This is a genomic window from Neorhizobium lilium (assembly GCF_004053875.1).
Classification (GTDB): Bacteria; Pseudomonadota; Alphaproteobacteria; order Rhizobiales; family Rhizobiaceae; genus Neorhizobium; species Neorhizobium lilii.
In genome coordinates, this window is the sequence record NZ_SBIP01000001.1 from 788,273 (window position 1) to 810,207 (window position 21,935).

Annotated in this window: 19 protein-coding genes and 4 pseudogenes; 17 read left to right on the top strand and 6 right to left on the bottom strand. The window is 58.4% G+C overall.

Annotated features, from left to right (window positions below; translation table 11 throughout):
* Nucleotides 1-14: 14 nt before the first annotated feature.
* The 9 genes and pseudogenes from EPK99_RS03585 (at nt 15) to EPK99_RS25600 (ending at nt 8,580) form a co-directional block, all read left to right on the top strand.
* Complete coding sequence (locus tag EPK99_RS03585) at nt 15-617, top strand: dimethylamine monooxygenase subunit DmmA family protein (RefSeq protein ID WP_128441223.1); 603 nt, start codon at nt 15-17, stop codon at nt 615-617.
* The gene (locus tag EPK99_RS03590) at nt 614-1,594 is read left to right on the top strand and encodes a PDR/VanB family oxidoreductase (RefSeq protein ID WP_128441224.1); all 981 of its coding nucleotides are present in this window, start codon (nt 614-616) and stop codon (nt 1,592-1,594) included. The genes EPK99_RS03585 and EPK99_RS03590 overlap by 4 nt, the downstream gene beginning before the upstream one ends.
* Before the next feature lie 13 nt (nt 1,595-1,607).
* Complete coding sequence (locus EPK99_RS03595; RefSeq protein WP_128441225.1) at nt 1,608-2,648, top strand: heme-dependent oxidative N-demethylase family protein; 1,041 nt, start codon at nt 1,608-1,610, stop codon at nt 2,646-2,648.
* 53 nt (nt 2,649-2,701) lie between these two features.
* Nucleotides 2,702-3,835 carry an aminomethyl transferase family protein gene (locus EPK99_RS03600; protein WP_128441226.1) on the top strand — a complete coding sequence of 378 codons (1,134 nt, stop codon included), beginning with the start codon at nt 2,702-2,704 and terminating at the stop codon, nt 3,833-3,835.
* Between the two features lie 67 nt (nt 3,836-3,902).
* Nucleotides 3,903-5,258 (top strand): NAD(P)-binding domain-containing protein, encoded by a 1,356-nt coding sequence (locus tag EPK99_RS03605; protein WP_128441227.1) that lies wholly within the window; start codon nt 3,903-3,905, stop codon nt 5,256-5,258.
* 45 nt (nt 5,259-5,303) lie between these two features.
* Nucleotides 5,304-7,700: a trimethylamine N-oxide demethylase gene (locus tag EPK99_RS03610; RefSeq protein WP_425374167.1), complete on the top strand. Its 2,397-nt coding sequence runs from the start codon at nt 5,304-5,306 to the stop codon at nt 7,698-7,700.
* A 90-nt stretch (nt 7,701-7,790) separates the two neighbouring features.
* Nucleotides 7,791-7,853: pseudogene (locus tag EPK99_RS26030) on the top strand (LysR family transcriptional regulator); the annotation flags it as partial.
* 176 nt (nt 7,854-8,029) lie between these two features.
* Nucleotides 8,030-8,293, top strand: a pseudogene (locus EPK99_RS26035) (LysR substrate-binding domain-containing protein); the annotation flags it as partial.
* Between the two features lie 149 nt (nt 8,294-8,442).
* Nucleotides 8,443-8,580 (top strand): hypothetical protein, encoded by a 138-nt coding sequence (locus EPK99_RS25600; RefSeq protein WP_425374177.1) that lies wholly within the window; start codon nt 8,443-8,445, stop codon nt 8,578-8,580.
* Between the two features lie 145 nt (nt 8,581-8,725).
* Here the strand turns inward: EPK99_RS25600 and EPK99_RS03625 are convergent, their stop codons facing one another.
* Entirely contained in the window at nt 8,726-9,700 is a 975-nt protein-coding gene (locus EPK99_RS03625) for a GlxA family transcriptional regulator (RefSeq protein ID WP_128441228.1), read from the bottom strand.
* Nucleotides 9,701-9,796: 96 nt separating this feature from the next.
* On the opposite strand from EPK99_RS03625, the gene EPK99_RS03630 reads away from it, so the two are divergent.
* From EPK99_RS03630 to EPK99_RS03650, 5 genes and pseudogenes are all read left to right on the top strand, one after another.
* The gene (locus EPK99_RS03630; protein WP_128441229.1) at nt 9,797-11,047 is read left to right on the top strand and encodes a sarcosine oxidase subunit beta family protein; all 1,251 of its coding nucleotides are present in this window, start codon (nt 9,797-9,799) and stop codon (nt 11,045-11,047) included.
* A gap of 26 nt (nt 11,048-11,073) precedes the next feature.
* A complete protein-coding gene (locus tag EPK99_RS03635) occupies nt 11,074-11,352 on the top strand; it encodes a sarcosine oxidase subunit delta (protein WP_128441230.1) in 279 nt (92 codons plus the stop codon).
* Nucleotides 11,349-14,312 (top strand): sarcosine oxidase subunit alpha, encoded by a 2,964-nt coding sequence (locus EPK99_RS03640; protein WP_128441231.1) that lies wholly within the window; start codon nt 11,349-11,351, stop codon nt 14,310-14,312. Before EPK99_RS03635 ends, EPK99_RS03640 begins: the two co-directional genes overlap by 4 nt.
* Entirely contained in the window at nt 14,305-14,838 is a 534-nt protein-coding gene (locus tag EPK99_RS03645; RefSeq protein ID WP_128441232.1) for a sarcosine oxidase subunit gamma family protein, read from the top strand. The genes EPK99_RS03640 and EPK99_RS03645 overlap by 8 nt, the downstream gene beginning before the upstream one ends.
* Nucleotides 14,839-14,868: 30 nt before the next feature.
* Nucleotides 14,869-15,008, top strand: a pseudogene (locus EPK99_RS03650) (IS3 family transposase); the annotation flags it as partial.
* Between the two features lie 273 nt (nt 15,009-15,281).
* Here the strand turns inward: EPK99_RS03650 and istB are convergent.
* Together istB and istA are read right to left on the bottom strand one after the other, a co-directional pair.
* A complete protein-coding gene (gene istB, locus EPK99_RS03655) occupies nt 15,282-16,016 on the bottom strand; it encodes an IS21-like element helper ATPase IstB (RefSeq protein WP_128441233.1) in 735 nt (244 codons plus the stop codon).
* A pseudogene (gene istA, locus EPK99_RS03660) lies at nt 15,949-17,517 on the bottom strand (IS21 family transposase). The gene istB and the pseudogene istA overlap by 68 nt, the downstream one beginning before the upstream one ends.
* 217 nt (nt 17,518-17,734) lie before the next feature.
* On the opposite strand from istA, the gene EPK99_RS03665 reads away from it, so the two are divergent.
* Complete coding sequence (locus tag EPK99_RS03665) at nt 17,735-17,938, top strand: hypothetical protein (RefSeq protein WP_128441235.1); 204 nt, start codon at nt 17,735-17,737, stop codon at nt 17,936-17,938.
* Nucleotides 17,939-18,001: 63 nt separating this feature from the next.
* Here the strand turns inward: EPK99_RS03665 and EPK99_RS03670 are convergent, their stop codons facing one another.
* Together EPK99_RS03670 and EPK99_RS03675 are read right to left on the bottom strand one after the other, a co-directional pair.
* Nucleotides 18,002-18,586, bottom strand: a complete 585-nt coding sequence (locus EPK99_RS03670) for a TetR/AcrR family transcriptional regulator (protein ID WP_205909041.1) — start codon at nt 18,584-18,586, stop codon at nt 18,002-18,004.
* A gap of 163 nt (nt 18,587-18,749) precedes the next feature.
* Nucleotides 18,750-19,163 carry a DUF2269 family protein gene (locus tag EPK99_RS03675; protein ID WP_128441237.1) on the bottom strand — a complete coding sequence of 138 codons (414 nt, stop codon included), beginning with the start codon at nt 19,161-19,163 and terminating at the stop codon, nt 18,750-18,752.
* A gap of 109 nt (nt 19,164-19,272) precedes the next feature.
* Between EPK99_RS03675 and EPK99_RS25880 the strand changes: the two genes are divergently transcribed.
* Entirely contained in the window at nt 19,273-19,680 is a 408-nt protein-coding gene (locus EPK99_RS25880; protein ID WP_281033438.1) for a glutathione binding-like protein, read from the top strand.
* Nucleotides 19,681-19,857: 177 nt separating this feature from the next.
* Here EPK99_RS25880 and EPK99_RS03685 read toward each other — a convergent pair whose 3' ends face one another.
* A complete protein-coding gene (locus EPK99_RS03685) occupies nt 19,858-20,367 on the bottom strand; it encodes a winged helix-turn-helix transcriptional regulator (RefSeq protein ID WP_128441239.1) in 510 nt (169 codons plus the stop codon).
* A gap of 108 nt (nt 20,368-20,475) precedes the next feature.
* Here EPK99_RS03685 and EPK99_RS03690 point away from each other — a divergent pair, with 108 nt between their 5' ends.
* A complete protein-coding gene (locus EPK99_RS03690) occupies nt 20,476-21,729 on the top strand; it encodes an MFS transporter (RefSeq protein ID WP_128441240.1) in 1,254 nt (417 codons plus the stop codon).
* Nucleotides 21,730-21,935 lie beyond the last annotated feature (206 nt).

A 21,935-nucleotide genomic window follows, 5' to 3' on the forward strand; every position in this document is an offset into this window, starting at 1 on the left:
TTCGAGATACCACCATGAAGCCTTCCACCATCAAAAGCCGCCCCCTCTATGGCACGCTCGCGCCGGTTCCGCAGGCAACGCAGCATATCGCCATTGTCGAAGGCGAGGGTGCGCTGGCCCTGGCCGATGCCTTCGCCGGGCATGAGGCGCTTCGCCGGACAATCATACTCTTTTCGCCCATCGCACACCGCGCCGACCACGACCAGACGGCAGTTCTGACGTCTCTGTCCTGCGAGGCCCTGCATCTCGCATCGAATGTCCAGGAACTGCTCGGCACACTCGTGACGATCCTGTCGACGGCAACAATGGGAACCCGGCTCTATGTCAGCGGCAGCGAAGATTTCATCGGTCGCGTCACCAGCGAGGCGTTGCGCCAGGGCATAGAGATGGACGCGATACAAACGGAACATCGCGGTGCCCCGACACGGCGCGTCCAGTGCGTTCATTGCAAGGGCTTTATCGACGGAGTATCGGCAAGCCCTGCCCTCTGCCCTCATTGTGGTCTTCACCTTCTGGTTCGCGACCACTACTCCCGTCGCCTCGGCGCCTTCATGGGCGTATCCATCGATGCGGAATCGCCGGGCGACCTACCCCCGCCGGAGGCATTCGGGGCATGAGCGGCGGTGTACAATTCCCCGTCCGCGTGGCGGAAATCGAAGCCGTATCCCCGGCCGTCAAACGGCTGCGGCTGGAACGTCACGACGGCCCGTCGTTGCCGCCCTATTCGGCCGGCTCGCACACCGTGCTGACGCTGGAAGCACGGACTTTGGAGGGGGGAACCCGCCGGATCCGCAACGCCTATTCCCTGCTTGGCACGACGTTGGGCGGCGGTCCCGCCTATGAGATCGCGGTGCTTCGCAGCCCGCAGTCGCGCGGCGGCTCGGTCTTTATCCATGACCAGCTCGCGATTGGCGCGACACTGAGCATGTCGGCTCCCGTTAATCTTTTCCCCCTGCATCGGACGGCGCGCAGGCATGTTCTTGTCGCCGGCGGTATCGGAATCACGCCGATTGCGGCAATGGCACGCGAACTTGCAGCCGCCGGGCAGCCCTTCGAGCTGCATTACGCGATGCGCGACGAAGCTAGCGGTGCATTCGCCGCCGAGCTTGCAGCTCTGTACGGCCCTGCCATGCGCCTCTATGTCAGCCAGCGACAGGAACGCATTGCCGTGCGAGACATCCTCGCACACCAGCCGGTGGGCACGCATCTCTATGTCTGCGGGCCGGAGCGCATGATCGATGGCATCCTTGGCGATGCCCGGATCGCCGGATGGCCGGATAGCGCGCTGCATGCGGAACGCTTCCTCGCACCGGAGGGCGGCGAACCGTTCGCGGTCAAGCTTGCGCGCTCGGGCATCGCCACCCTCGTTGGCGAACACCAGACTCTTCTGGAAGCCATCGAGGCTGCCGGGGTGGATGCCCCCTATCTGTGCCGGGGCGGTGCCTGCGGACAATGCGAGACACCCATCGTCTCGGCCGATGGCACGCTGCTTCACGCAGACCACTTCCTTACGGATGACCAGAAAGCCTGTGGAAAGACCATCATGACGTGCGTTTCGCGGCTGCGCGGCCGAGAACTCGTACTCGACCTGTGACCGGAGATCCATCATGACCCTTTCATTTCATGCGGAAACTTTTCGCGACGACTACACGTTCGCGAACAGCCCGGCAGCGATCCGCGCATTTCCATTTCCGTTCGACCGCGACGCGTACATGTACACTGTCAATATCGAGCAGCACGTTCCCGGCCCGGTCCAGTCGGCCACAGAGTTCCCGATCCACATCGATGAGCATTACGTCGCCGAAATGCGAGACAGGGCCATCACGCTTGCGGAAGATCCGCTCCGTTGCCAGTCGCTCCCGCACATGATGACGGCCGAATGGGATCTCCTCGAACTCCTGATGACGTCGATGGCGACACATTATCCCGCGCATTTCACGCTGTCTCGCGATGGTGACCGCTGGCACTGGATCAACCGTCCGATGGATGTCGACCAGACCTTCACCTTCGGTGATGTATCGACCCTTCCGCAGGGGCCGATGGAATATGTGACGCGCCAGTGCCAGGGCGATTTCTGCCTGCTCGACCAGCGGGAGGATAATCTCTGGATGGATGCGGGCATGGTGACGAGCCAGGCCGACTGGTCGCTGGATTTCGACCTCGGCATGAATTTCATGGAATGGCATGCGCCGGTGCCGCTCGCCCATGATCTCGGCGTCTTCGAACGGGCACTGAAGTTCCTGCTCAATCTCCAGCACGGGTGCCCGGTGCGGCGGCTGAACTGGACGATGACCATCAATCCGCGCCTCGACACCAGCCCCGAAAACTATCATCGCTGGGGAATCGACAAAGCGAGCGTGACGCCCGAAAACGTTGGCGACAAGGTACACTTACGTGTCGAACTCCAGGCTCTCTGGCGCCTGCCGCGTTCCAACGCCATCGTCTTCTCGATCCGAGGCTACCTCATCAAGATGGACGAGTTGGTCACGCAGAAGAAATGGGCACGGCGCTTTCACCGCGTGCTGGCGAGCCTTCCCCAGCCAATCGCCGACTACAAGGGACTTGGCCGCTTTCGCGACACCACGGTTGCCTGGCTGTCGCGCCATGATGACGGCCTTCCGACATCGCCGGGTTTTGCCCCGGACTGAACCCTAACCACGAGCGACTGACCAAAAAACCTTTCATTGACGGGAGATATGACATGACCGCATCCTGGAGATTTTCGACCCTGGGCGACCGGCACCGGGGTCTTGGCTCGAACTTGGAAGACTGGAGCGGAATGGGTACCGCGTGGTCTTATGACGGCGATGCCAATCAGGAATATCTGGCCATTCGCACGAAGGCGGGCCTGATGGACGTTTCAGGCCTCAAGAAAGTGCACATTACCGGTGCCCATGCCGCCCATGTCATCGACCTTGCCACCACGCGCGACGTCGAGAAGATCTATCCCGGCAAGTCGGCCTACGCCTGCATGCTGAACGAAGCCGGCAAGTTCACCGACGACTGCATTATCTATCGAACGTCCCCGAATAGCTGGATGGTCGTTCACGGTTCGGGAACGGGCCACGAGGAGTTGCAGAAGGCCGCGATGGGGCGTGACGTTTCCATTCGATTCGACGACAACCTGCACGATTTGTCGTTGCAAGGGCCGCTGGCCGTCGATTATCTCGCACGGCATGTTCCCGGCATTCGTGACCTGCCCTATTTCCATCATATGCAGACACGCCTTTTCGGCCTGCCCGTGATGATCTCGCGGACCGGTTATACGGGGGAGCGTGGCTATGAAATTTTCTGCCGCGGCCAGGATGCGCCGGCGATCTGGGACCGTATTCTTGAAGAAGGCGCAGAGATGGGGATCATTCCCTGCCGCTTTACCACGCTCGACATGTTGCGGGTGGAAAGTTACCTCCTGTTTTACCCTTACGACAATTCGCAGAAATACCCCTTTGCCAACGAAGGCCCGGGTGACACGCTCTGGGAGCTTGGCCTCGATTTTACCGTCAGTCCAGGTAAGACCGGTTTCCGTGGTGCCGAAGAACATGCCCGTCTGAGAGGTCGCGAGCGCTTCAAAATCTTCGGACTGTTGCTGGAAGGAACTGCGCCCGCCGACGAGGGCGCACCGGTCATTCGTGACGGGAAACAGGTCGGCGTTGCTACATGCGGCATGTTTTCCCCGATCACGGGCATGTCGATGGCCATCGCTCGCCTTGCTGTCGATTGCGCCATGCCCGGCACTAAGCTCGAAGTGGCCAATGCCAGCGGCGCGATTGGTGCCGTGGCTCATGCGCTGCCTTTCGACGACCCGAAGAAACTCAAGCGTACTGCCAAGGGCTGAAACGAATATGTGTCCGGTTTGACACGTTTATGTGCAGCTGGGCCACGCTATCATTGGAGATTGAGACATGAAGAAACGCGTTGCCGTGATCGGTGCCGGCCCGAGTGGTTTAGCTGTTCTGAGGGCCTTCGAAACGGCCAGGAGGGCCGGTGTGGACGTGCCTGAAGTCGTGTGCTTCGAAAAGCAGAGCAATTGGGGTGGCCTTTGGAACTACACATGGCGCACCGGGCTCGACGAATTCGGCGAGCCTGTCCATGGTTCGATGTACCGCTATCTTTGGTCGAACGGGCCAAAGGAATGCCTGGAATTTGCCGATTATTCTTTCAAGGAACACTTCGGCCGCGTCATCCCATCCTACCCGCCCCGCGCCGTATTGCACCACTATATCGCTGGCCGCGTGGAGAAGAGCGGCGTGCGCGCCTATATTCGTTTCCTCACGCCCGTGCGCAATGTCGTCTGGTCGCAGGAGACGCAAACATTTTCCGTCACCGTCAAGGATCTCCAGAAGGACGAGCACTACACCGAGCAGTTCGATGATGTGGTGGTTGCAAACGGGCACTTCTCCGTGCCGAATATCCCCTCTTTCCCCGGCGTCGAGGGCTTCCTCGGTCGTGTGATGCATGCCCACGATTTTCGTGCGGCAGATGAATTCACCGGAAAGAGCGTCTTGCTTGTCGGTTCCAGCTATTCCGCCGAGGACATCGGCACGCAATGCCATAAATATGGCGCGGCATCCGTTACCTTCAGCTACCGAACCAAGCCGATGGGCTTCGACTGGCCCGAGACTTTCGAGGAAAAACCGCTGGTCGCGCGTTTCATCGGCAAGACCGCCCACTTCATCGACGGCACCAGCAAGGACGTCGATGCCGTGGTGTTTTGCACGGGTTACCAGCATTCTTTCCCCTTCCTGCCCGACGATTTGCGCCTGAAGACTAACAACAGGCTCTATCCTCTGGGCCTTTACAAAGGTATCGTCTGGGAACCGAACCCGCATCTTTTCTACATCGGTATGCAGGATCAATATTACACGTTCAACATGTTCGACGCTCAGGCCTGGTTTGCACGCGACGTGATCCTTGGACGTATCGCTCTTCCCGACGATGCGACACGCGATGCGGACATCAAGGAGTGGCGTGCGCGGGAGGAGACCCTGACCAACCCGTTCGAGGCGATCGACTACCAGACCGATTACGTTCGCGACCTAGTCTCGGCGACCGATTATCCCGAATTCGACGTGGACAAGGTCGCCGAGTTGTTCAAGGAATGGGAACACCACAAGGTCGAGGGAATCCTGACCTACCGGAACAAGTCATATCCGTCCGTATTCACCGGCGACATGGCGCCGGCACACCACACGCCATGGATGGACGCACTCGACGATTCGCTCGAAGCGTTCCTCAGTGTGCAGAAATCGGCGGAATAGACCGCTGAAGGCAAAACGGAAACAGGGCGGGGAGAGGAACCGAGCATGACGAGGGTCTGGACGAGCGGCGCGATGCAGACCGGCACACCTGTAACGGCCTTCCGGCCGACCTCTGCTATCGTCAGGGGTGGACAGGCACGTCTCTTCGCGCTCCGTACTGGCGACAGGGTGACGCTGCGCAATATCGAGGGCGCGCAGCCCGTGGAAATCCACGGCTTCGGTCCGCCGGAAAGCCTGCTGGGCTGGAAGGGAAGCGGAGTGCCGGTCCAGACCATTTCGTTTTCGGCTGACGAGATCTCCGCCACCATCGCGCACATGCCGCAAGTCCAGGGCGAAAAGCCCGGCCTGTCGATCGCCGTGTTCGATGTGGCAACGCCCGCTGGTACTGCCTTGACGTTGGAGGCGCGGGATGACCTCCTTTGCGTCATCGTCGTTCCCGGCAGACCGATGGCCCCTGATGCACAGGATACGACCACCGATATCCTTGTGGATATCCTTCCACAAACGGAGCGGTCCGGCGAAATGCCGCCGCCGCTTGCCCCTGAAGTCGTGACCGATCTGCGCATCAAGGCGGCGACCGCTTCGGCTTTCCGGGTCAAGGCCGGCCAATATATCCAGGTTATCGACGTCGACGGACGCCAATGCTCGGATTTTCTGGCCTTCGATGCGTCGGATCTTGACGCTGGCGAGGAGTATGGCATCGACCCGACGACGACACGAACGCTGATGGGATCGAGTTTTTCCGGCCCCGGCCTGCATTCGAAATATTTCGACGCGCGCATGCGGCCGCTGGTGGAAGTCGTCCAGGACACGGTCGGGCGGCACGACACATTTCTGCTCGCCTGCACGGCGAAATACTACGAGGACATGGGATACCCCGGTCATTCCAATTGCACGGAGAACTTCAACCGGGTTCTTGCCCCCTTCGGTATTGAGGAGCGCAAGGGCTGGCCGGCGATCAATTTCTTCTACAACACCTTCGTTGATGCCCACGACCGGATATCGATGGACGAGCCATGGTCGCGGCCCGGCGATTACGTGTTGCTCCGGGCGCTGACCGATCTCGTTTGCGCCACATCATCCTGCGCCGATGATATCGATCCGGCGAACGGCTGGGTACCAACCGATGTTCACGTGCGCGTCTATGACGCCGCCTGCCCGTTTCAAAAGGGAAGCGCCCACCGCATGACACATGACGCAGAACCCCGCATGAGCCGGGAAACCGGTTTCCACCCGCGGACCTCCGCGCTGACCCGCAAGTTCGAGGACTACCGCGGCTTCTGGCTGGCGAGTTGCTACAATGATGCCGGCCCGATCCAGGAATATTGGGCTTGCCGCGAACGCGCCGTCATCATCGACCTTTCCGCGCTGCGCAAGTTCGAGATCACCGGCCCGGACGCCGAGGATCTCATGCAGCTCGCCGTTCCCCGGAACGTCAAAAAGCTTGCTGTCGGACAGATCGTCTATACGCCGCTGACCTATGAAACGGGCGGCATGATCGACGACGGCACAATTTTCCGTTTGGGAGCCCACAATTTTCGATGGGTCTGCGGCGACGAATTTTCCGGCGTCTGGCTGCGCGAACTTGCAGAGAAACACGGGCTCAAGGCCTTCGTGCGCAATTCCAGCGATCAACTTCACAATATCGCCGTCCAAGGCCCCCGGTCGCGCGACATCCTCAAGCGCGTCACGATCACGCCCCCGCATCAGCCGACACTAAACGAGTTGAAATGGTTCCGCTTCACTATCGGCCGCATCGCCGATCGGCCGGTTCTCGTCTCGCGCACCGGATACACCGGCGAACTCGGTTATGAGGTCTGGTGTCACCCGCAGGACGCTGTCACCGTATGGGATGCAATCATGACGGTCGGAGAGCCCGAGGGCCTGACGCCGATGGGACTCCTGGCTCTGGACATGGTTCGCATCGAGGCCGGCCTCGTCTTTGCCGGATACGACTTCTCCGATGAGACCGACCCGTTCGAAGCCGGTATCGGCTTCACCATCCCGAAAGAAAAGCCCGACGCCTATGTGGGCGACGCCGCCATCGCGCGTCGCAGCGCTTACCCGCACCGCCTTATGGTCGGCCTCGACATCGCCGGCAACGAGCCTATCGGCCACGGGGATAGCGTTTATGTTGGACGCGCCCAGGTCGGTGTCGTTACCAGCGCCGTCAAATCACCCATTCTCGGCCGTAGCATTGCGCTTGCCCGCGTTGACGTCACCTCCGGGGAGATCGGAACGGCGGTGGAGATAGGCAAGCTCGACGGTCATCAAAAGCGCGTCCCTGCCACCGTCGTTCGGTTCCCGCATTTCGATCCACAGAAAACCCGCGTCCGGACGGAAGCACCTGTCGAGAATACCGGTAGCGGGATCGCGCCCGAGGCAAGTCGGGCAACAACGGTGACAGACGATCCACGCGGGGCGGCCAACAGGGACGGCTGAACCGCCTCTCTTTCTAAGCATGCGAAGGCTTCCAGCTTATCAGCGATAAGGGTATTTGAAGTCGTCGGGCAGACTCGAAGCTTCACACGGGTGGCCGAACGTCTGAACCTGACGCAGAGTGCCGTCAGCAAGCAAATCAAGAATCTCGAAGATGACATCCGCGAGCCGCTGATCATTCGCCACCACCATCGTCTCGAGTTGACGCCGGCCGGTCTAGCGCTTCTGGAAACGATCCCGCAGGCGTTCCACAACATCGAGACATCCCTGAAAAACAGAGCCAGCACAGGCTGCGGATCAACGTTCCGCCGACCTTCGCAAAACGCTGGCTGGTGCCGCGGCTCGCCAGTCTCAAGCGCAGTCTGCCGGAGATCGACATCAGCATCAGTACCGAGCTTTCCGACAGTCTGGCGGACCGAAGCTTGCTCGACTGTGCCATCGGGTTCGGCAATGGAGAATGGCCGACACTCGATTCAAGCCTGTTGATGAGCGAAAACCACATCGTCTTTGCCACACCTTCGCTGATCGCAGGAAAAGCACTGGCGACGCCCAGGGATCTTTCGCAATTCACGTTCCTGCATGTTCTCGCCTCGTCCGACCAACGGGACCGCACCTGGAGACACTGGTTGGACGCAAGCGGTTTTTCCAGCAGACGCGGCCGGGGAGAGGTCGTCTCTCCACCCGTTCTTATCTTTCCGTCACCTGTCGCCTTTTTTGGCGATCGCAGCCAGAGAGGTGAAAGACCATGGGCAACTACCGCAGCTTCTACGCCGGGCGCTTCGTCGATGCATCTATTTTTCCCAACATCACGGCTGGCAACATCAATGCGCCGACAATGATGGTTGCGGAAAAGGGAGCGGATCTAATTCTTCAATCGTCCTGATAAGGCTTTGCTTTCGCAATCCCATCGACCGCACGTGCGCAAGGGCAATACGCCTCTTTATTACGCGCGCAACGTCCGACGGCATGGATCACAACCGTTTCATATCCTTCAAATTCGTTGTGGACCGACACTGAAAGGAATACTGTCAATCTTCAAGGAACTTCACCCGAAAAGCGCCGGGAGATTTGCCAAGCACAGCCTTGCAGACGCGAGACAAATGACTTGAGCTGGAAAAGCCGGTGGCAAAAGCGATTTCCGAGATCGACAGGGCACTTTGCTTGAGCAGGTTCTGCGCGTGGCGCAGACGGATCAGGCGATAGGTTTCGAGAAAACCCTTGCCCAGTTGCTCGGTGAAAAGCCGGTCGAGATGGCGCACGCTGACGCCGCCCGATTGCGCAAGCGTGGCGCGATCCAAGGGATGTTCGATGGTGGCTTCCATTTTTTCAAGAACGGTCAGCAAGGCCGGATGATGGGTGCCGAACCGTTGCGCGGTCGAACCACGCTGTGGCGCGGTCGGCTCGGCGATGGCCGTGTGCAGATACCAGTCGCTGACCCTGCGGGCGAAATGCGAGCCCATTCGCTGCGAAATCATCGCATGCATCATGTCGAGAGGTGCGATACCGCCGCCGCATGTCACCCGGTCACCATCGATGACGTAGCGCGCTTGACGCGGGTTGAGATGCGGGAAAGCCTCTTTGAAGACGCCAGCGTGCTCCCAATGGATGGTGAAATCGCGATTTTCCAGCAGACCGGCAGCCGCCAGAACATAAGCACCGCTGGAGATTGCTCCAATCCGCACCCCTTGCCGCGAGAGCTTTCGCAGAGCTGAGTAGAGACCGCCTTGATCGCCCCAATCCGCGTGGCCACCACCGGCGCATACGAAAACCGTGTGACAGGCGCTACCATGCGCCATCAACTCACGACATTCGACACTGAGGCCTGACGAACTGTGCACGGATTGACCGCTGGCGGACAAGGCCACCGGTTCATAGAGAGGCAGGCCAGCGATCAGATTGGCGGCACGCAAAGGTTCGGTCGCGGAGGCATAAGACATCAGCGCGAAATTGGGCATCAGAACAAAACCGATGCGTTGCAGCATGGAAGTATTAGACCGTTTCATGGCCCATTTCTATCTGAAAACGTCTCTTTCATGCAATCAACATCGGCAACCGAAGCCTACACTCGCTGCAACATTATCGAGAGATGCGGCGATCACATGCGTTATTCGGCTCTTTCCCTGCTTTTAAACGGACTTCGCGGCAACAAGACGTGGTTGCCCGCCTGGAGGCAGCCAGAGCCGAAGCCGCATTATGACGTGATTATCGTTGGCGGCGGCGGACACGGCCTGGCGACAGCCTATTATCTTGCCAAAGAATTTGGCGTGACCAATGTCGCGGTGCTGGAGAAGGGCTATATCGGCTCCGGCAATGTCGGCAGGAACACCACCATTATCCGCTCCAATTACCTGCTTGAGGGCAACAATCCCTTCTACGAGCTATCGATGAAGCTGTGGGAAGGGCTGGAGCAGGATTTCAACTTCAACGCCATGGTCTCCCAGCGCGGCGTGCTCAACCTCTTCCATTCCGATGCCCAGCGCGACGCCTATACAAGGCGCGGCAACGCCATGCGCCTGCACGGCGTTGATGCCGATCTGCTGGACCGGGCAGCCGTGCGCCAGATGCTGCCGTTTCTCGACTACGACAACGCCCGCTTTCCCATACAGGGCGGCCTACTCCAAAAGCGTGGTGGCACGGTGCGCCACGATGCGGTTGCGTGGGGTTACGCCCGCGGGGCCGACATGCGCGGCGTCGACATCATCCAGAACTGCGAAGTCACCTGCATCCGCCATCAAAACGGCGTTGTGACCGGCGTCGAAACGACCAAGGGGTTTATCGGCTGCGGTAAGTTGGGCCTCGCGGCAGCTGGAAACTCGTCGCGCGTTGCCGAGATGGCGGGGCTGAAGCTGCCGATTGAGAGCCATGTGCTACAGGCGTTTGTGTCGGAAGGTCTTAAGCCGTTCATCAATGGCGTTGTGACTTTCGGCGCGGGCCATTTCTACGTATCCCAATCCGATAAGGGCGGTCTGGTTTTCGGTGGCGATATCGATGGCTACAATTCCTACGCTCAGCGCGGCAATCTAGCGACTGTTGAACATGTGGCGGAGGCCGGAAAGGCGATGATCCCATCCCTTTCGCGCGTTCGCGTTCTGCGCTCATGGGGCGGCATCATGGATATGTCGATGGATGGGTCACCGATTATCGACCGGACGCATCTCGACAATCTCTACTTGAATGCGGGCTGGTGCTATGGCGGGTTCAAAGCGACACCGGCGTCCGGCTTCTGTTTCGCCCATCTTCTGGCGCGGGGTACGCCGCAAGAAACGGCCACGGCTTTCCGGCTGGATCGCTTCACGCGCGGTCTCATGCTGGATGAAAAAGGCCAGGGTGCCCAGCCCAACCTTCACTGACAGTGCAGTACAAGGAATAGCCTGATATGGCCAGTCTCGTCCCCTGCCCGCATTGCGGTGCAAGACCAAAAGAAGAATTCACGATTAAGGGTGCAGCACTTGCTCGACCCACGCCGGATGCCGGAACGGAGGCATGGATGGACTACGTCTATCTGCGCGACAACCCGCGCGGTCTTTATGAAGAGTACTGGCACCACACCTCCGGCTGCCGCCGCTGGCTGGTGGTGACGCGAGATACGGCAACCCATGACATCGAACACAGCCGCGACGTGGCACTTTCGCAGCTAACGGATATCCGCCCATGACATCCTATCGTTTGCAAACCGGCGGCCTGATCGATCGCCAAACCCCCGTCTCGTTTACCTTCGATGGCAAGCGCATGCTGGGCTTTGAAGGCGACAGCCTCGCCTCTGCACTGCTGGCCAACGGGCGGCAACTGATCGGCCGCAGCTTCAAATACCACCGCCCACGCGGCATCCTGACGGCAGGGTCCGCAGAACCGAACGCGTTGATGACAATCGGGCGCGGGGGACGTACGGAAGCCAACACCCGCGCGACGATGCAGGAACTCTATCAAGGACTGGAAGCCAAAAGCCAAAGCCGCTGGCCATCGCTGGAATTCGACATCGGCGCGTTGAACACCCTGCTCTCACCGTTCCTCGGGGCAGGTTTTTACTACAAGACCTTCATGTGGCCAGCACCGCTATGGGAAAAACTCTATGAGCCCTTCATCCGCAAGGCTGCGGGCTTAGGAAAGGCGACTTACGAAGCAGACCCGGACACATATGAGAAGTGCTGGGCGCATTGCGATCTGCTTATCATCGGCTCCGGCCCGACGGGCATTGCAGCGGCGCTAACCTCCGGTCGGTCCGGCGCACGCGTCATTCTGGTTGATGAGCATTCCGCATCTGGCGGCTCACTTTTATCCGAAACGGCGTCGATTGGTGATGTGTCCGCGTCCGTATTTGTTCAACAGGCAATGGACGAACTCCATTCGCTATCCAATGTACAAATTCTGACACGCACGACAGCTTTCGGCTGGTATGACGGCAATGTCTTCGGCGCTGTGGAACGCGTGCAGAAGCAAGTTGCCCTGCCGAACGTAGCGTTGCCGGTGGAGCGCCTCTGGCGCATCGTCGCGAAAAAAGCCCTGCTGGCCAGTGGTGCAGAAGAGCGACCGCTTGTCTTTGGTGGTAACGATATACCTGGCGTTATGATGGCGACGGCCATGCGTACCTACCTCAACCGCTACGGCGTCGCACCCGGCAAAGACGTCGCGATCTTCACCACCAATAACAGCGGTTACGCGCTGGCTAACGATCTCGAAGCACGCGGCATTGTGCCAGTTGCGATCATTGATTCAAGGCCGGACGGAAATTCTGCCTATGCGGGCAAGGCGCGCGTTATCAATGGTGCCTTTGTGTCCGATGCTCATGGCGGCAAGGCACTTTCTTCCGTCAGTATTTTCAAGAGTGGCATTGCAGAGACGATCAAGGTGGATGCGTTGGCTATGTCAGGCGGCTTTTCGCCCGTTATCCATCTCGCCTGTCATCGCGGTGGCAAGCCTATCTGGTCGGATGAACAGTCAGCCTTTCTTGCGCCAAATGGGCTGAAAGGCATGGAACTCGCAGGTGCCGTCGCCACCACGGTGGGCATCGCCGCTTGCCTGGAGGATGGCGCAAATCGCGCAGCTGCACTGATCGAGGGACTCGGCTTCAAGACGTCACCCGCCTCATTCGGCACAGTCGAGAGAGATATCGTTTCACCTGCGGCCAAACCCGTCTGGAACATTCCCGGCATCAAGGGTAAAGCCTTCGTAGACTACCAGAACGATGTGCACCGTGAGGATTTGGGCATCGCCGTTCAGGAAGGTTACGGCCATGTCGAACTGGCCAAGCGTTACACCACCAATGGCATGGCAACGGACCAAGGCAAGCTTTCCAACGTCAATGCCATCGGCCTTCTTGCCCAAGCGCGGGGCGTTTCACCGGCAGAGGTTGGCACGACAACCTTCAGGCCGTTCTATACGCCGGTATCCTTCGGCGCGCTGACAGGTGCTTACCATGGCGAACATTTCCAGCCGGTCCGTAAATCGCCGCTACATGGCTGGGCCAAGAAGAATGGCGCAATCTTCGTCGAGACAGGTCTGTGGTATCGTTCCTCCTGGTTCACGCGCGATGGTGAAACGACCTGGCGGGAAAGCGTCGATCGCGAAGTGCGCAATGTGCGCGTAAACGCGGGCCTTTGCGACGTCTCCATGCTGGGCAAGATCGAGATCTGCGGCAAGGATGCGGCGGAATTTCTCAACCGTGTCTATTCCAATGCCTTTCTCAAGCTGCCGGTCGGCAAAGCACGGTACGGTCTGATGCTGCGCGAAGACGGGATGATCTATGACGATGGCACTACCAGCCGTCTGTCGGAACAACGCTTTTTCATGACAACCACCACTGCCTATGCCGCTGGCGTCATGAACCATCTCGAATTCTGCGCACAAGCCCTCTGGCCAGACCTCGACGTCCATATTGCCTCATCGACGGACCAGTGGGCGCAGATGGCCGTTGCCGGACCGAAAGCCCGTCTCATTCTTCAGACCGTTGTCGATGAAGACATTTCCAATGAGGCTTTCCCGTTTCTGGGCGCGAAGGAAGTCTCTCTGTTCGGTGGGCAGCTTCACGGGCGCTTGTTACGGATTTCCTTCTCAGGCGAACTGGCATTCGAACTTGCTGTGCCGGCGAGCTACGGTGAAAGTGTTGCCGATGCGCTTATGGAAGCGGGCCGCAACCATGGCATCCAGCCATATGGCGTCGAAGCGCTAAGCGTGTTGCGTATAGAAAAGGGCCATGTCACCCACAATGAAATCAACGGCACGGTGGTGCCGGCTGATCTCGGTTTCGGCAAAATGGTCTCCTCTACTAAGGGGGATTTCATAGGCAAGGCCATGGTGGCGCGCGAGGGCCTGACATCGTCGGAGCGTCCGCAACTCGTCGGCGTTATCCCGCTTGATCCGAATACATCATTCCGCAGCGGCTCACACATCCTGGAAAAGAACGCAGCCGCGAGGCTTGAAAATGATCAGGGCTATGTCACCTCCAGCGCATTCTCTCCGCATTTGCGCTCCACAATCGGCCTTGCGCTCGTCAAACGCGGTTCGGAGCGCCATGACGAAGAAGTCATGATCTGGAACGGTATACGCAACGAATTCACGCCCGGTCGCCTGTGCAACCCTGTCTTCGTGGATCCAGAAAACGAGAAGCTTCATGTCTGACTTTCGCCTCGTCTCAAAGCCAGCACTTTCAGATCGAACACCGATTGTCGGTAAACATATTTCACTGGAAGCACTTCCTGAAGGACACGTCATTCTCGTCATGGGAAAACCGGGGGCCCCCGCTGCTGAGACCCAGCCGGTCTCTCTTTCAGATGGCCAGCCGAACGCCGTACGCACGGCTGGGCCGGGCCAATGGTTAGTTGTTGGTGACCAACCTAGGACCCAAAAGGAAATCGAAGCGCTTTTCACCGAACTTGGCGCGGATATTTACGGCGTCGATCAAAGTGCTGGCCGTGTGCGTATCCTTGTGCATGGCACAATGGTCGAGCGCGTTCTCGGCAAGGGAACATCGGTCGATCTGGCCGCGACCAGCTTTCCAGTTGGCAGTGCAACCGTCACCTTGATAGGCCACATCGCCACGCACATGACAAGGACCGACGTGTTCGCCTTTGAACTCATGGTACTCAGAGGTTTCGCAGAAAGTCTTTGGGATGACCTTTTGGAGATGTGCAAGGAATTCGCTTGACTTTGCAGAGACATTGCGGTCGCCGTGGCGGACAATGTGTTCGCCGAACGGCTCTGGCGTTCGATCAAATACGAGAAAGTTTACCTCCACGCCTACAAGACCGTATCCGAGGCCGCGTCGGCATTAGCATCGGCCGATATCTGACCTTTTACAATAGCCGACGCCCAAATTTTACCACTTAACGGGCAGACGCTGGTCAGGCTGTCCATCAAGAGGTCAATGTCACCCAGAGACGAGATCGATCCAACTACATGAGAAGACGACAGCGGGCCAACGCGAAATGGTAGGACGGGCAAAACTTGTCAATCGGCTTTGTAACGGGACCCCGTATCGGCTCCCAAAAGGGACCCCTGCTTCTGGTTGCATCGGGTCAGCGCGCGTAGGCCCGTAGCTTTCAGTCTAGCGCAGCGGCCTTCGGGCGCGGGTTGTTTGTCTTTTCGGCTTTAGCTTTGAGAGCGGTTCTTGAAGCGCCAGGATTCATTTCCTGTCTCGACGATCTCGCAGTGGTGTGTGAGCCTGTCGAGCAGAGCGGCTGTCATCTTTGCGTCGCCGAACACGGCCGGCCACTCGCCGAAGGCCAGGTTGGTCGTGACGATGATCGAGGTCCGCTCGTATAGCCTGCTGATCAAATGGAAGAGAAGCTGGCCGCCGGCCTGAGCGAAAGGGAGATAGCCGAGTTCATCCATGATGACGAAGTCGAGCCTCGTGATGAAGTCGGCAAGCCGCCCCTGTTTGCCATTGCGTGCTTCTGTCTCAAACCGATTGACGAGATCAACGACATTGAAGAACCGTCCCCGTGCTCCGTTGCGGATCAGGGCACGGGCAAGCGCGATGGACAGATGGGACTTTCCTGTGCCGGTTCCGCCGACCAGAACGATGTTGTGCTGCTCTGCGAGGAATGCTCCGGTCGCGAGCTGACGCACCAGCCCTTCATTGACGGGCGTATTTGTGAAGTCGAAGTCATTGATATCCTTTGCTAGTGGCAGCTTGGCGATGGCAATCTGGTATTTGATCGATCGAGATTGTTTCTCGGCGATCTCCGACTGTAAAAGGTCGCCGACGATGCGCGGCGGTTCGTGCTGGCGCTTGATTCCGGAAGCCATTGTCTCGTCATAGGCGCTGCGCATGCCGAACAGCTTCAGTGTGCCCATCATGTCGAGGATTTGGGAGCGTTCCATATCAACTTGCCCTCCTGAGGCTGTCGTAAAGTGCGCAATCGGCCAGAGGCTCATGGGTCAGGCGAAGTGCGTCGGGAATAGAAAGGATAGCGGCCGGCTGCGGATCGCGCTTGCGGGCCAGAATGTTTATGATGACGGCGGACGAGAACACGCCTTGATCGAGCGCCTCCTGGCAGGCCGCTTCAACGGTTGAAAGCCCGTCCTGACCGACACATTCCAAAATAGACACCATCTGCCGGTCACCATCATGCATGGCCTTCAACCGGCGGCGAACCTTCTCCATGGCGGCAGGCAAAACCCATTCGTGGAACGGCGCGCCGTTGCGTAACGCACCCGGCTTGCGGGTCAGGACCGGAACATAATGCCATGGATTATAGATCGCCTCGCCCCGGCCGAAGTTGCGGTCATGGCGGCCGATCTCGACGCCGTCCTGACGGATGATGATGCGGTCGGCATAGGCATGTATCTCGGCCGGGCGACCGACCGCCGTGGATAGCACCGAGTATTTGTTATTGTCGAAACGTACCAGGCAGGTCTTGCCGATCGATGCCTGCACGGCATGGAACCCATCGAACTCGCCGGGATAGCTGATCATATGCGGTCGCTCGGCATCGAACACTTCCCATATCGTGCGCTCCGTCTGATCGACATGTTTATAAGCACGGGCATAGCTGATGCACTTATCCAGCAGCCAACCGTTCATCTCGTCGTAGGACTTGAAGCGTAATCGCGGCGTGAAGAAGCGTTCCCGCACCAGATTTACTTGGTTCTCGACCTGACCCTTCTCCCAACCAGATGCCGGAGTACAGGCCACCGGCTCGACAAGAAAATGGCTGCACATCTGCAGGAAACGCCGATTATATTGCCGTTCCTTGCCCACGAAGACCGTATCCACCGCCGTCTTCATATTATCATAGATGCCGCGCGTGCAGGCTCCGCCGAAGAAGGCGAACGCCTTGTCATGGGCATCGAAGACCATTTCCTGCGTCTCACGCGGATAGGCCCTCACATACATCATCCGGCTGTGGCAGAGCCGGACATGAGCCACCTTCACCGTTGTCGTCACGCCGTTCAGCACGACGATCTCGTGGCTCCAGTCGAATTGGTAGGCTTCGCCAGGCGCATAATAGAGCGGCACGTATGCTTGAGCCGTCACGGCCCCGCGCTCTTTCGACCATGTTCTCGCATAACGCCGAACGGTGTCGTAACCGCCTTCGTAGCCGAGGTCGCGTAAATCCTCGTATATCCGGATCAGCGTCAGCCGCTCGCGGGAAGTCTTGGCTTCGTTGGAAAGCAGTATTCGATCGAGCTGATCGCGCCATGGCCCAAGCTTCGGCTGAGGTTGACGAGTCCGCTCGTATTTGAACTCCGTCTCATCAGTGCGCAAAACCTTCCGCACCACTTTCCGCGATATGCCCAGCTCCCGGCAGATCGCTTTGATCATCTTGCCCTGAACATGGGCCAGCCGTCTTATCTTCAGAATTGTTTCCACAATAAGCATCCAAACAAAAAACCTCCGATGAAACCGGAGGCTGTTTTAACCCCATTCGCAAATGGGAATCCCGTTTGGATGCCGATCACCCCAAATGCGGGGTCCTTATTCCATGCCTAATCACATTAAATTCTGCTGTAGCTCAACAATATGGCACCAGAATGCCTGTGATTAGCAGTCAAAACGGTCTGACGCGTTCGTGAATCGATTACGATTCCGAGACGAAATGTACGATTTACCTAAGCCCTATCGGGCTTTTCTCGACAGGATCGTTCTGGGTGTCGTTGGCGAGGAATCTGCTTTGAGGAAGGTTGGCGATTCACCGCTCGACAAGTTCTCTGACGACAAGCACGAAGTCCAACTCGAAATACTGGATGATGTGGTGGTGGTCATGCCCGGCTTGGAATTTTCATGTAAGGTCCGCCCGTAGATAATGCTTCACCAGCAAGGCAGGTGGCGACGTGTCGAAACTGCCTTTGGAAAAAACAGTTACTTATGTTGTTTCTGCAGCAATACGACTTTGCGCACCGACGCCTGCCATCCTCAATGACTCCTGAACGCGTTCCAGCGCCATCTCGACCGCACCGTCCAAGCCCATGAGCGAGAAACTGCCGCTAAGATCGAACGTACAGTGGCCATGGACCGTAGCTATTAACGAGCGCGCCAGCCGCGGCGCCATGTCTGTCTTCTCCGGAGGTAATGCATTCGCCACTTCCTGCACGACAGCCTCTGTTAGCTTGCCGCGCTGTATATACTGCTCGTCCGGCATGACGAAGTCATCGGGAACGTGATGCTCATAGATCGCTCGCCACAGATTCCGGTTTCTCCGGGCAAAGGAAAAATAGTTTTCCACCAGACACTGGATTCTGTCTCCTTTGCAATCTGATAGCGCATTTCGGACCTCATACGCCCATTGCTCGAACGTCCGCGTGTTCACGGCCGATAAGAAGTGATCATAGGAACCGAAAACATTGTAGAGAGTGCCTATCGAATAGCCGATCCGCTTGGCGACCTCACGCGCCGAAAATCGCGTAAGGCCGACTTCCGCCATATGTTTGTGCCCTTCGGAAATCAGCATCTGCGCGATTTCCGACCGTGTGTGATCAGAACGTCTTCCCATGAGGAATTTATAACACAAAATAGAGGCGACGACAATTGAACGCCGTTCAAAAATATGTTAACCGAGTTTGCTGTGAAGTCAGCCGAAACAACATCGCCGGGCTCTTTCGGATCAGCCCACTTTATCTCTTGGGTCCCAAAAACCAGATGCGGTAGAGCCGGTGATAGGCCGGGGGCAAGGCGGTTCCCGCACAGGCGGCCTCCAGTGCGATGTCGCGCATGCGCACCTGGATCCAGACAACGGGCAGCCAGAAGGCTCCGGCGACTCCGTACAGCAGCAGCGCCACCCCCAACCAACCTTCCGAAAGCGGAACGCCCATCAGATCCGCCAGAAGGTAGCCTGTAATTGGCTGAATAACCACCGCGCTGGCGGTAAAGAGCGTATCCGCCACAACCACTACCCCTGCGGTCCTCGCTACAAATCCGGCGTCTCCGGAGCGGTGCGCCATAAGCATGAAGAACGCGATCCCAGTTCCTGTCCCTAGAAGAACGATTGCGCCAAGAACGTGCAGATATTTAAGGAGAAGATAGTCCAAGATAGCCTGCCCGTTTCTTGCCGGATCTCCTGCTTAAACCGGGAGGTCGTGCGATGTAAATCAAAACCAGGCAGGGCGGCTGAACGACCGAAGGTCGCGACTGAGTTCATTGTGCTGCTCCCTTTACGAACGGTGCAGGTCTAGGATACCGAGGCCGGGGCGCAATGGAACCCCTGAATGGACCGACGAAACGCACGAGCCTGGTAAGTTCGGCTTTCTAACAACTGCCAGATCATCTGCGCTGTCTGTTCCGGGTGGCTATGGCTTTGGAATCGGCAACTTATCGAGTAAGCGTTTTGATCTGATCGAAGAGACATTGAAGAAGACATCATACCTCATGGGCAGCAGCTTTACGGTGGCGGACGCGTACCTGTTCACCGTGCTTGGATGGATGCCGGGATTCGCCATTGATCTCGGCCCCTGTCCGAGCATATCGGACTACATCCAGCGGATTGAGGGGCGCGCGTCCGTGGCCGCCGCTCGCGTTCGAGAGGCCGAAATCCCGACCGTGACTTGAGAGGGTCCTGGGCGCGAAACTCCTAAATTTGCTATCCCGCAAAAATCCGCTCGGATAGGCACGTCGGTATCGTACATACGGCGCAACTCCTTCTGTTGCCGCTCGGGGGCGTCGCGCGCGGCTTGGTCCGGGGACGGCGGACGTTCTTCGATTTCGGCGAGATAGTCCCTCGCGCGCTTATCCTCTTCGGCGATCAGTTCGAGTTCCTGCAGCATGTTTCCTTTGCCGTGTCGGCCCCTGGTCAGTAGTTTTCTTCACTTGGGTTTCGGTCCAGTCCAGAGGTCGCCCGTCCTGCGCACGCAGCTCCAGGTGGGCGACGGGAATGCCGGTTTCGGTGTCCACCAGCGAGGATTTTGGTTCGTCCGGGCGATAGAGATGATCTTCGCCCCATTGACGCAGCGCGACGATGACGAGGAAAAGACCACGCCCTTTCTCCGTTAGGACATATTCCCGGTACGCGCTGCCATCGGAAGCGGGCGCCATCTCCAAAATGCCGCGTTCGGTTAGGTCTCGGAGCCGCGCCGCCAGCATCCCCTTGGCGATGCCGAGCCCCGCCTGAAACTCGCTGAAGCGCCTCACTCCGTCGAAGGCATCGCGGATAATCAGCAGCGACCACCAGTCGCCAATGACATCAAGCACGCGCGCTACCGGACACCCAGCATCCCACAGGCTGACGCGCTTGACCATGATCTTCGATCTCCGTCTTTCGGTTCTGGTTCTAAAATAGAACTAGAATTATCTCCGTGCAAGTGGTCTTAACATAAAACTAGATTAAGTTTCACAAGCGGGATCGCCATGCAGCACGGAGACGAAAGCAGGACGCGCCACGAAACAGGCAAGGGGCTATCGAGGATCACGACGCTGATCTTCGCCGTTGCTGCGGGGCTTAGCGTCGCAAATGTCTACTACGCCCAGCCATTGCTCGATTCGATAGCACGGGATTTCGGGATATCTCCGTCCGCGATTGGTCTCGTCGTGACGCTGACGCAGGTTGGCTACGCACTCGGGCTGATTTTCATTGTCCCGCTTGGCGATATGGTTGACCGCCGCCGCTTGATTGTGGGCCAAGGAGTCTTGTCGGTCATTGCTTTAGTCGCTGTCGCGACGGCGAAAACCGAGGCGATCCTTTTTGCCAATCTGGCTGCAATGGGCCTGCTTGCTGTCGTAGTACAAATCCTGGTGGCGTTCGCCGCGACGCTGGCAACCCCTGCCGAGCGGGGCAAGGCAGTCGGCATGGTGACGAGCGGCGTGGTGATCGGCATCCTTGCCGCCCGGTTTATCGCTGGATTGCTGGCCGATCTCGGTGGCTGGCGCGCGGTCTACCTGACCTCGGCCATTTTGACGGCGGCAATGGTCGGCCTGCTGATCCGTGTCCTGCCGCGCCAGCTTCCGCCGGGCAGTACTGACAGCTACGCCGCCACGCTGCGCTCCATCCCCATTCTGTTTCTGCGCGACCGGATATTGTTGGTTCGCGGCCTTCTGGCCCTTTTGATCTTCGCGACATTCAGCACGTTCTGGACGGCCCTGGTCCTGCCGCTCAGCACTCCGCCGTTCTCCTATTCCCATACTCAGATCGGCTTGTTCGGCCTCGTCGGCATGGCAGGGGCGATTGCAGCAACGGGGGCGGGCCGGCTCGCGGATCGCGGTCTCGGGCAATGGACCACAGGAGTGTCGCTCACGCTGTTACTGGCGTCATGGGCGCTGATCGTGATGCTGCCGACATCGTTGCTCCTTCTCCTTGTCGGCGTCGTTCTGCTTGATCTGGCCGTACAGGCCGTTCATGTCACCAATCAGAGCATCATATTTGACCGCCATCCCGAAGCGAGTAGCCGTCTCGTCGGGGGCTATATGGTGTTCTACTCCATTGGTAGCGCCATCGGAGCCATCTCATCGACTATCGCCTATGCGCAAGCGGAATGGTCCGGGGTGTCGATACTCGGGGCGGGTTTCAGCGCCGTCGCCTTGGTGGTTTGGGGAACCACGCTTCGTTTATCGATCAGCCGAGAGAACGCGGCCAGTCCAAAAAATGACGTGGGGCAGATCGTATGAGGTGATAGTTGAAAGGCATTTGCCACCAATATCCGCCGTTCAGAGATGTTGCTAATCGCAGATGATGCCAATGGATAGTCCGTGTCCATTACAGGGTAGAGTTCTGGGTGGGAGAGCTAACCATCGATAACCACCGTATATCGATGGTAGTTGATCTGGAGTCGCAAATCAGAAAGAATCGGGGGAAATCACGGTCTTGTAGGCCG

What these genes read in the sequence shown, in the direction of transcription:
- EPK99_RS03585 (WP_128441223.1), top strand. Translation starts at nt 15, where the DNA reads ATGAAGCCTTCCACCATCAAAAGCCGCCCCCTCTATGGCACGCTCGCG.
- EPK99_RS03590 (WP_128441224.1), top strand. Translation starts at nt 614, where the DNA reads ATGAGCGGCGGTGTACAATTCCCCGTCCGCGTGGCGGAAATCGAAGCC.
- EPK99_RS03595 (WP_128441225.1), top strand. Translation starts at nt 1,608, where the DNA reads ATGACCCTTTCATTTCATGCGGAAACTTTTCGCGACGACTACACGTTC.
- EPK99_RS03600 (WP_128441226.1), top strand. Translation starts at nt 2,702, where the DNA reads ATGACCGCATCCTGGAGATTTTCGACCCTGGGCGACCGGCACCGGGGT.
- EPK99_RS03605 (WP_128441227.1), top strand. Translation starts at nt 3,903, where the DNA reads ATGAAGAAACGCGTTGCCGTGATCGGTGCCGGCCCGAGTGGTTTAGCT.
- EPK99_RS03610 (WP_425374167.1), top strand. Translation starts at nt 5,304, where the DNA reads ATGACGAGGGTCTGGACGAGCGGCGCGATGCAGACCGGCACACCTGTA.
- EPK99_RS25600 (WP_425374177.1), top strand. Translation starts at nt 8,443, where the DNA reads ATGGGCAACTACCGCAGCTTCTACGCCGGGCGCTTCGTCGATGCATCT.
- EPK99_RS03625 (WP_128441228.1), bottom strand. Translation starts at nt 9,700, where the DNA reads ATGAAACGGTCTAATACTTCCATGCTGCAACGCATCGGTTTTGTTCTG.
- EPK99_RS03630 (WP_128441229.1), top strand. Translation starts at nt 9,797, where the DNA reads ATGCGTTATTCGGCTCTTTCCCTGCTTTTAAACGGACTTCGCGGCAAC.
- EPK99_RS03635 (WP_128441230.1), top strand. Translation starts at nt 11,074, where the DNA reads ATGGCCAGTCTCGTCCCCTGCCCGCATTGCGGTGCAAGACCAAAAGAA.
- EPK99_RS03640 (WP_128441231.1), top strand. Translation starts at nt 11,349, where the DNA reads ATGACATCCTATCGTTTGCAAACCGGCGGCCTGATCGATCGCCAAACC.
- EPK99_RS03645 (WP_128441232.1), top strand. Translation starts at nt 14,305, where the DNA reads ATGTCTGACTTTCGCCTCGTCTCAAAGCCAGCACTTTCAGATCGAACA.
- istB (WP_128441233.1), bottom strand. Translation starts at nt 16,016, where the DNA reads ATGGAACGCTCCCAAATCCTCGACATGATGGGCACACTGAAGCTGTTC.
- EPK99_RS03665 (WP_128441235.1), top strand. Translation starts at nt 17,735, where the DNA reads ATGTACGATTTACCTAAGCCCTATCGGGCTTTTCTCGACAGGATCGTT.
- EPK99_RS03670 (WP_205909041.1), bottom strand. Translation starts at nt 18,586, where the DNA reads ATGCTGATTTCCGAAGGGCACAAACATATGGCGGAAGTCGGCCTTACG.
- EPK99_RS03685 (WP_128441239.1), bottom strand. Translation starts at nt 20,367, where the DNA reads ATGGTCAAGCGCGTCAGCCTGTGGGATGCTGGGTGTCCGGTAGCGCGC.
- EPK99_RS03690 (WP_128441240.1), top strand. Translation starts at nt 20,476, where the DNA reads ATGCAGCACGGAGACGAAAGCAGGACGCGCCACGAAACAGGCAAGGGG.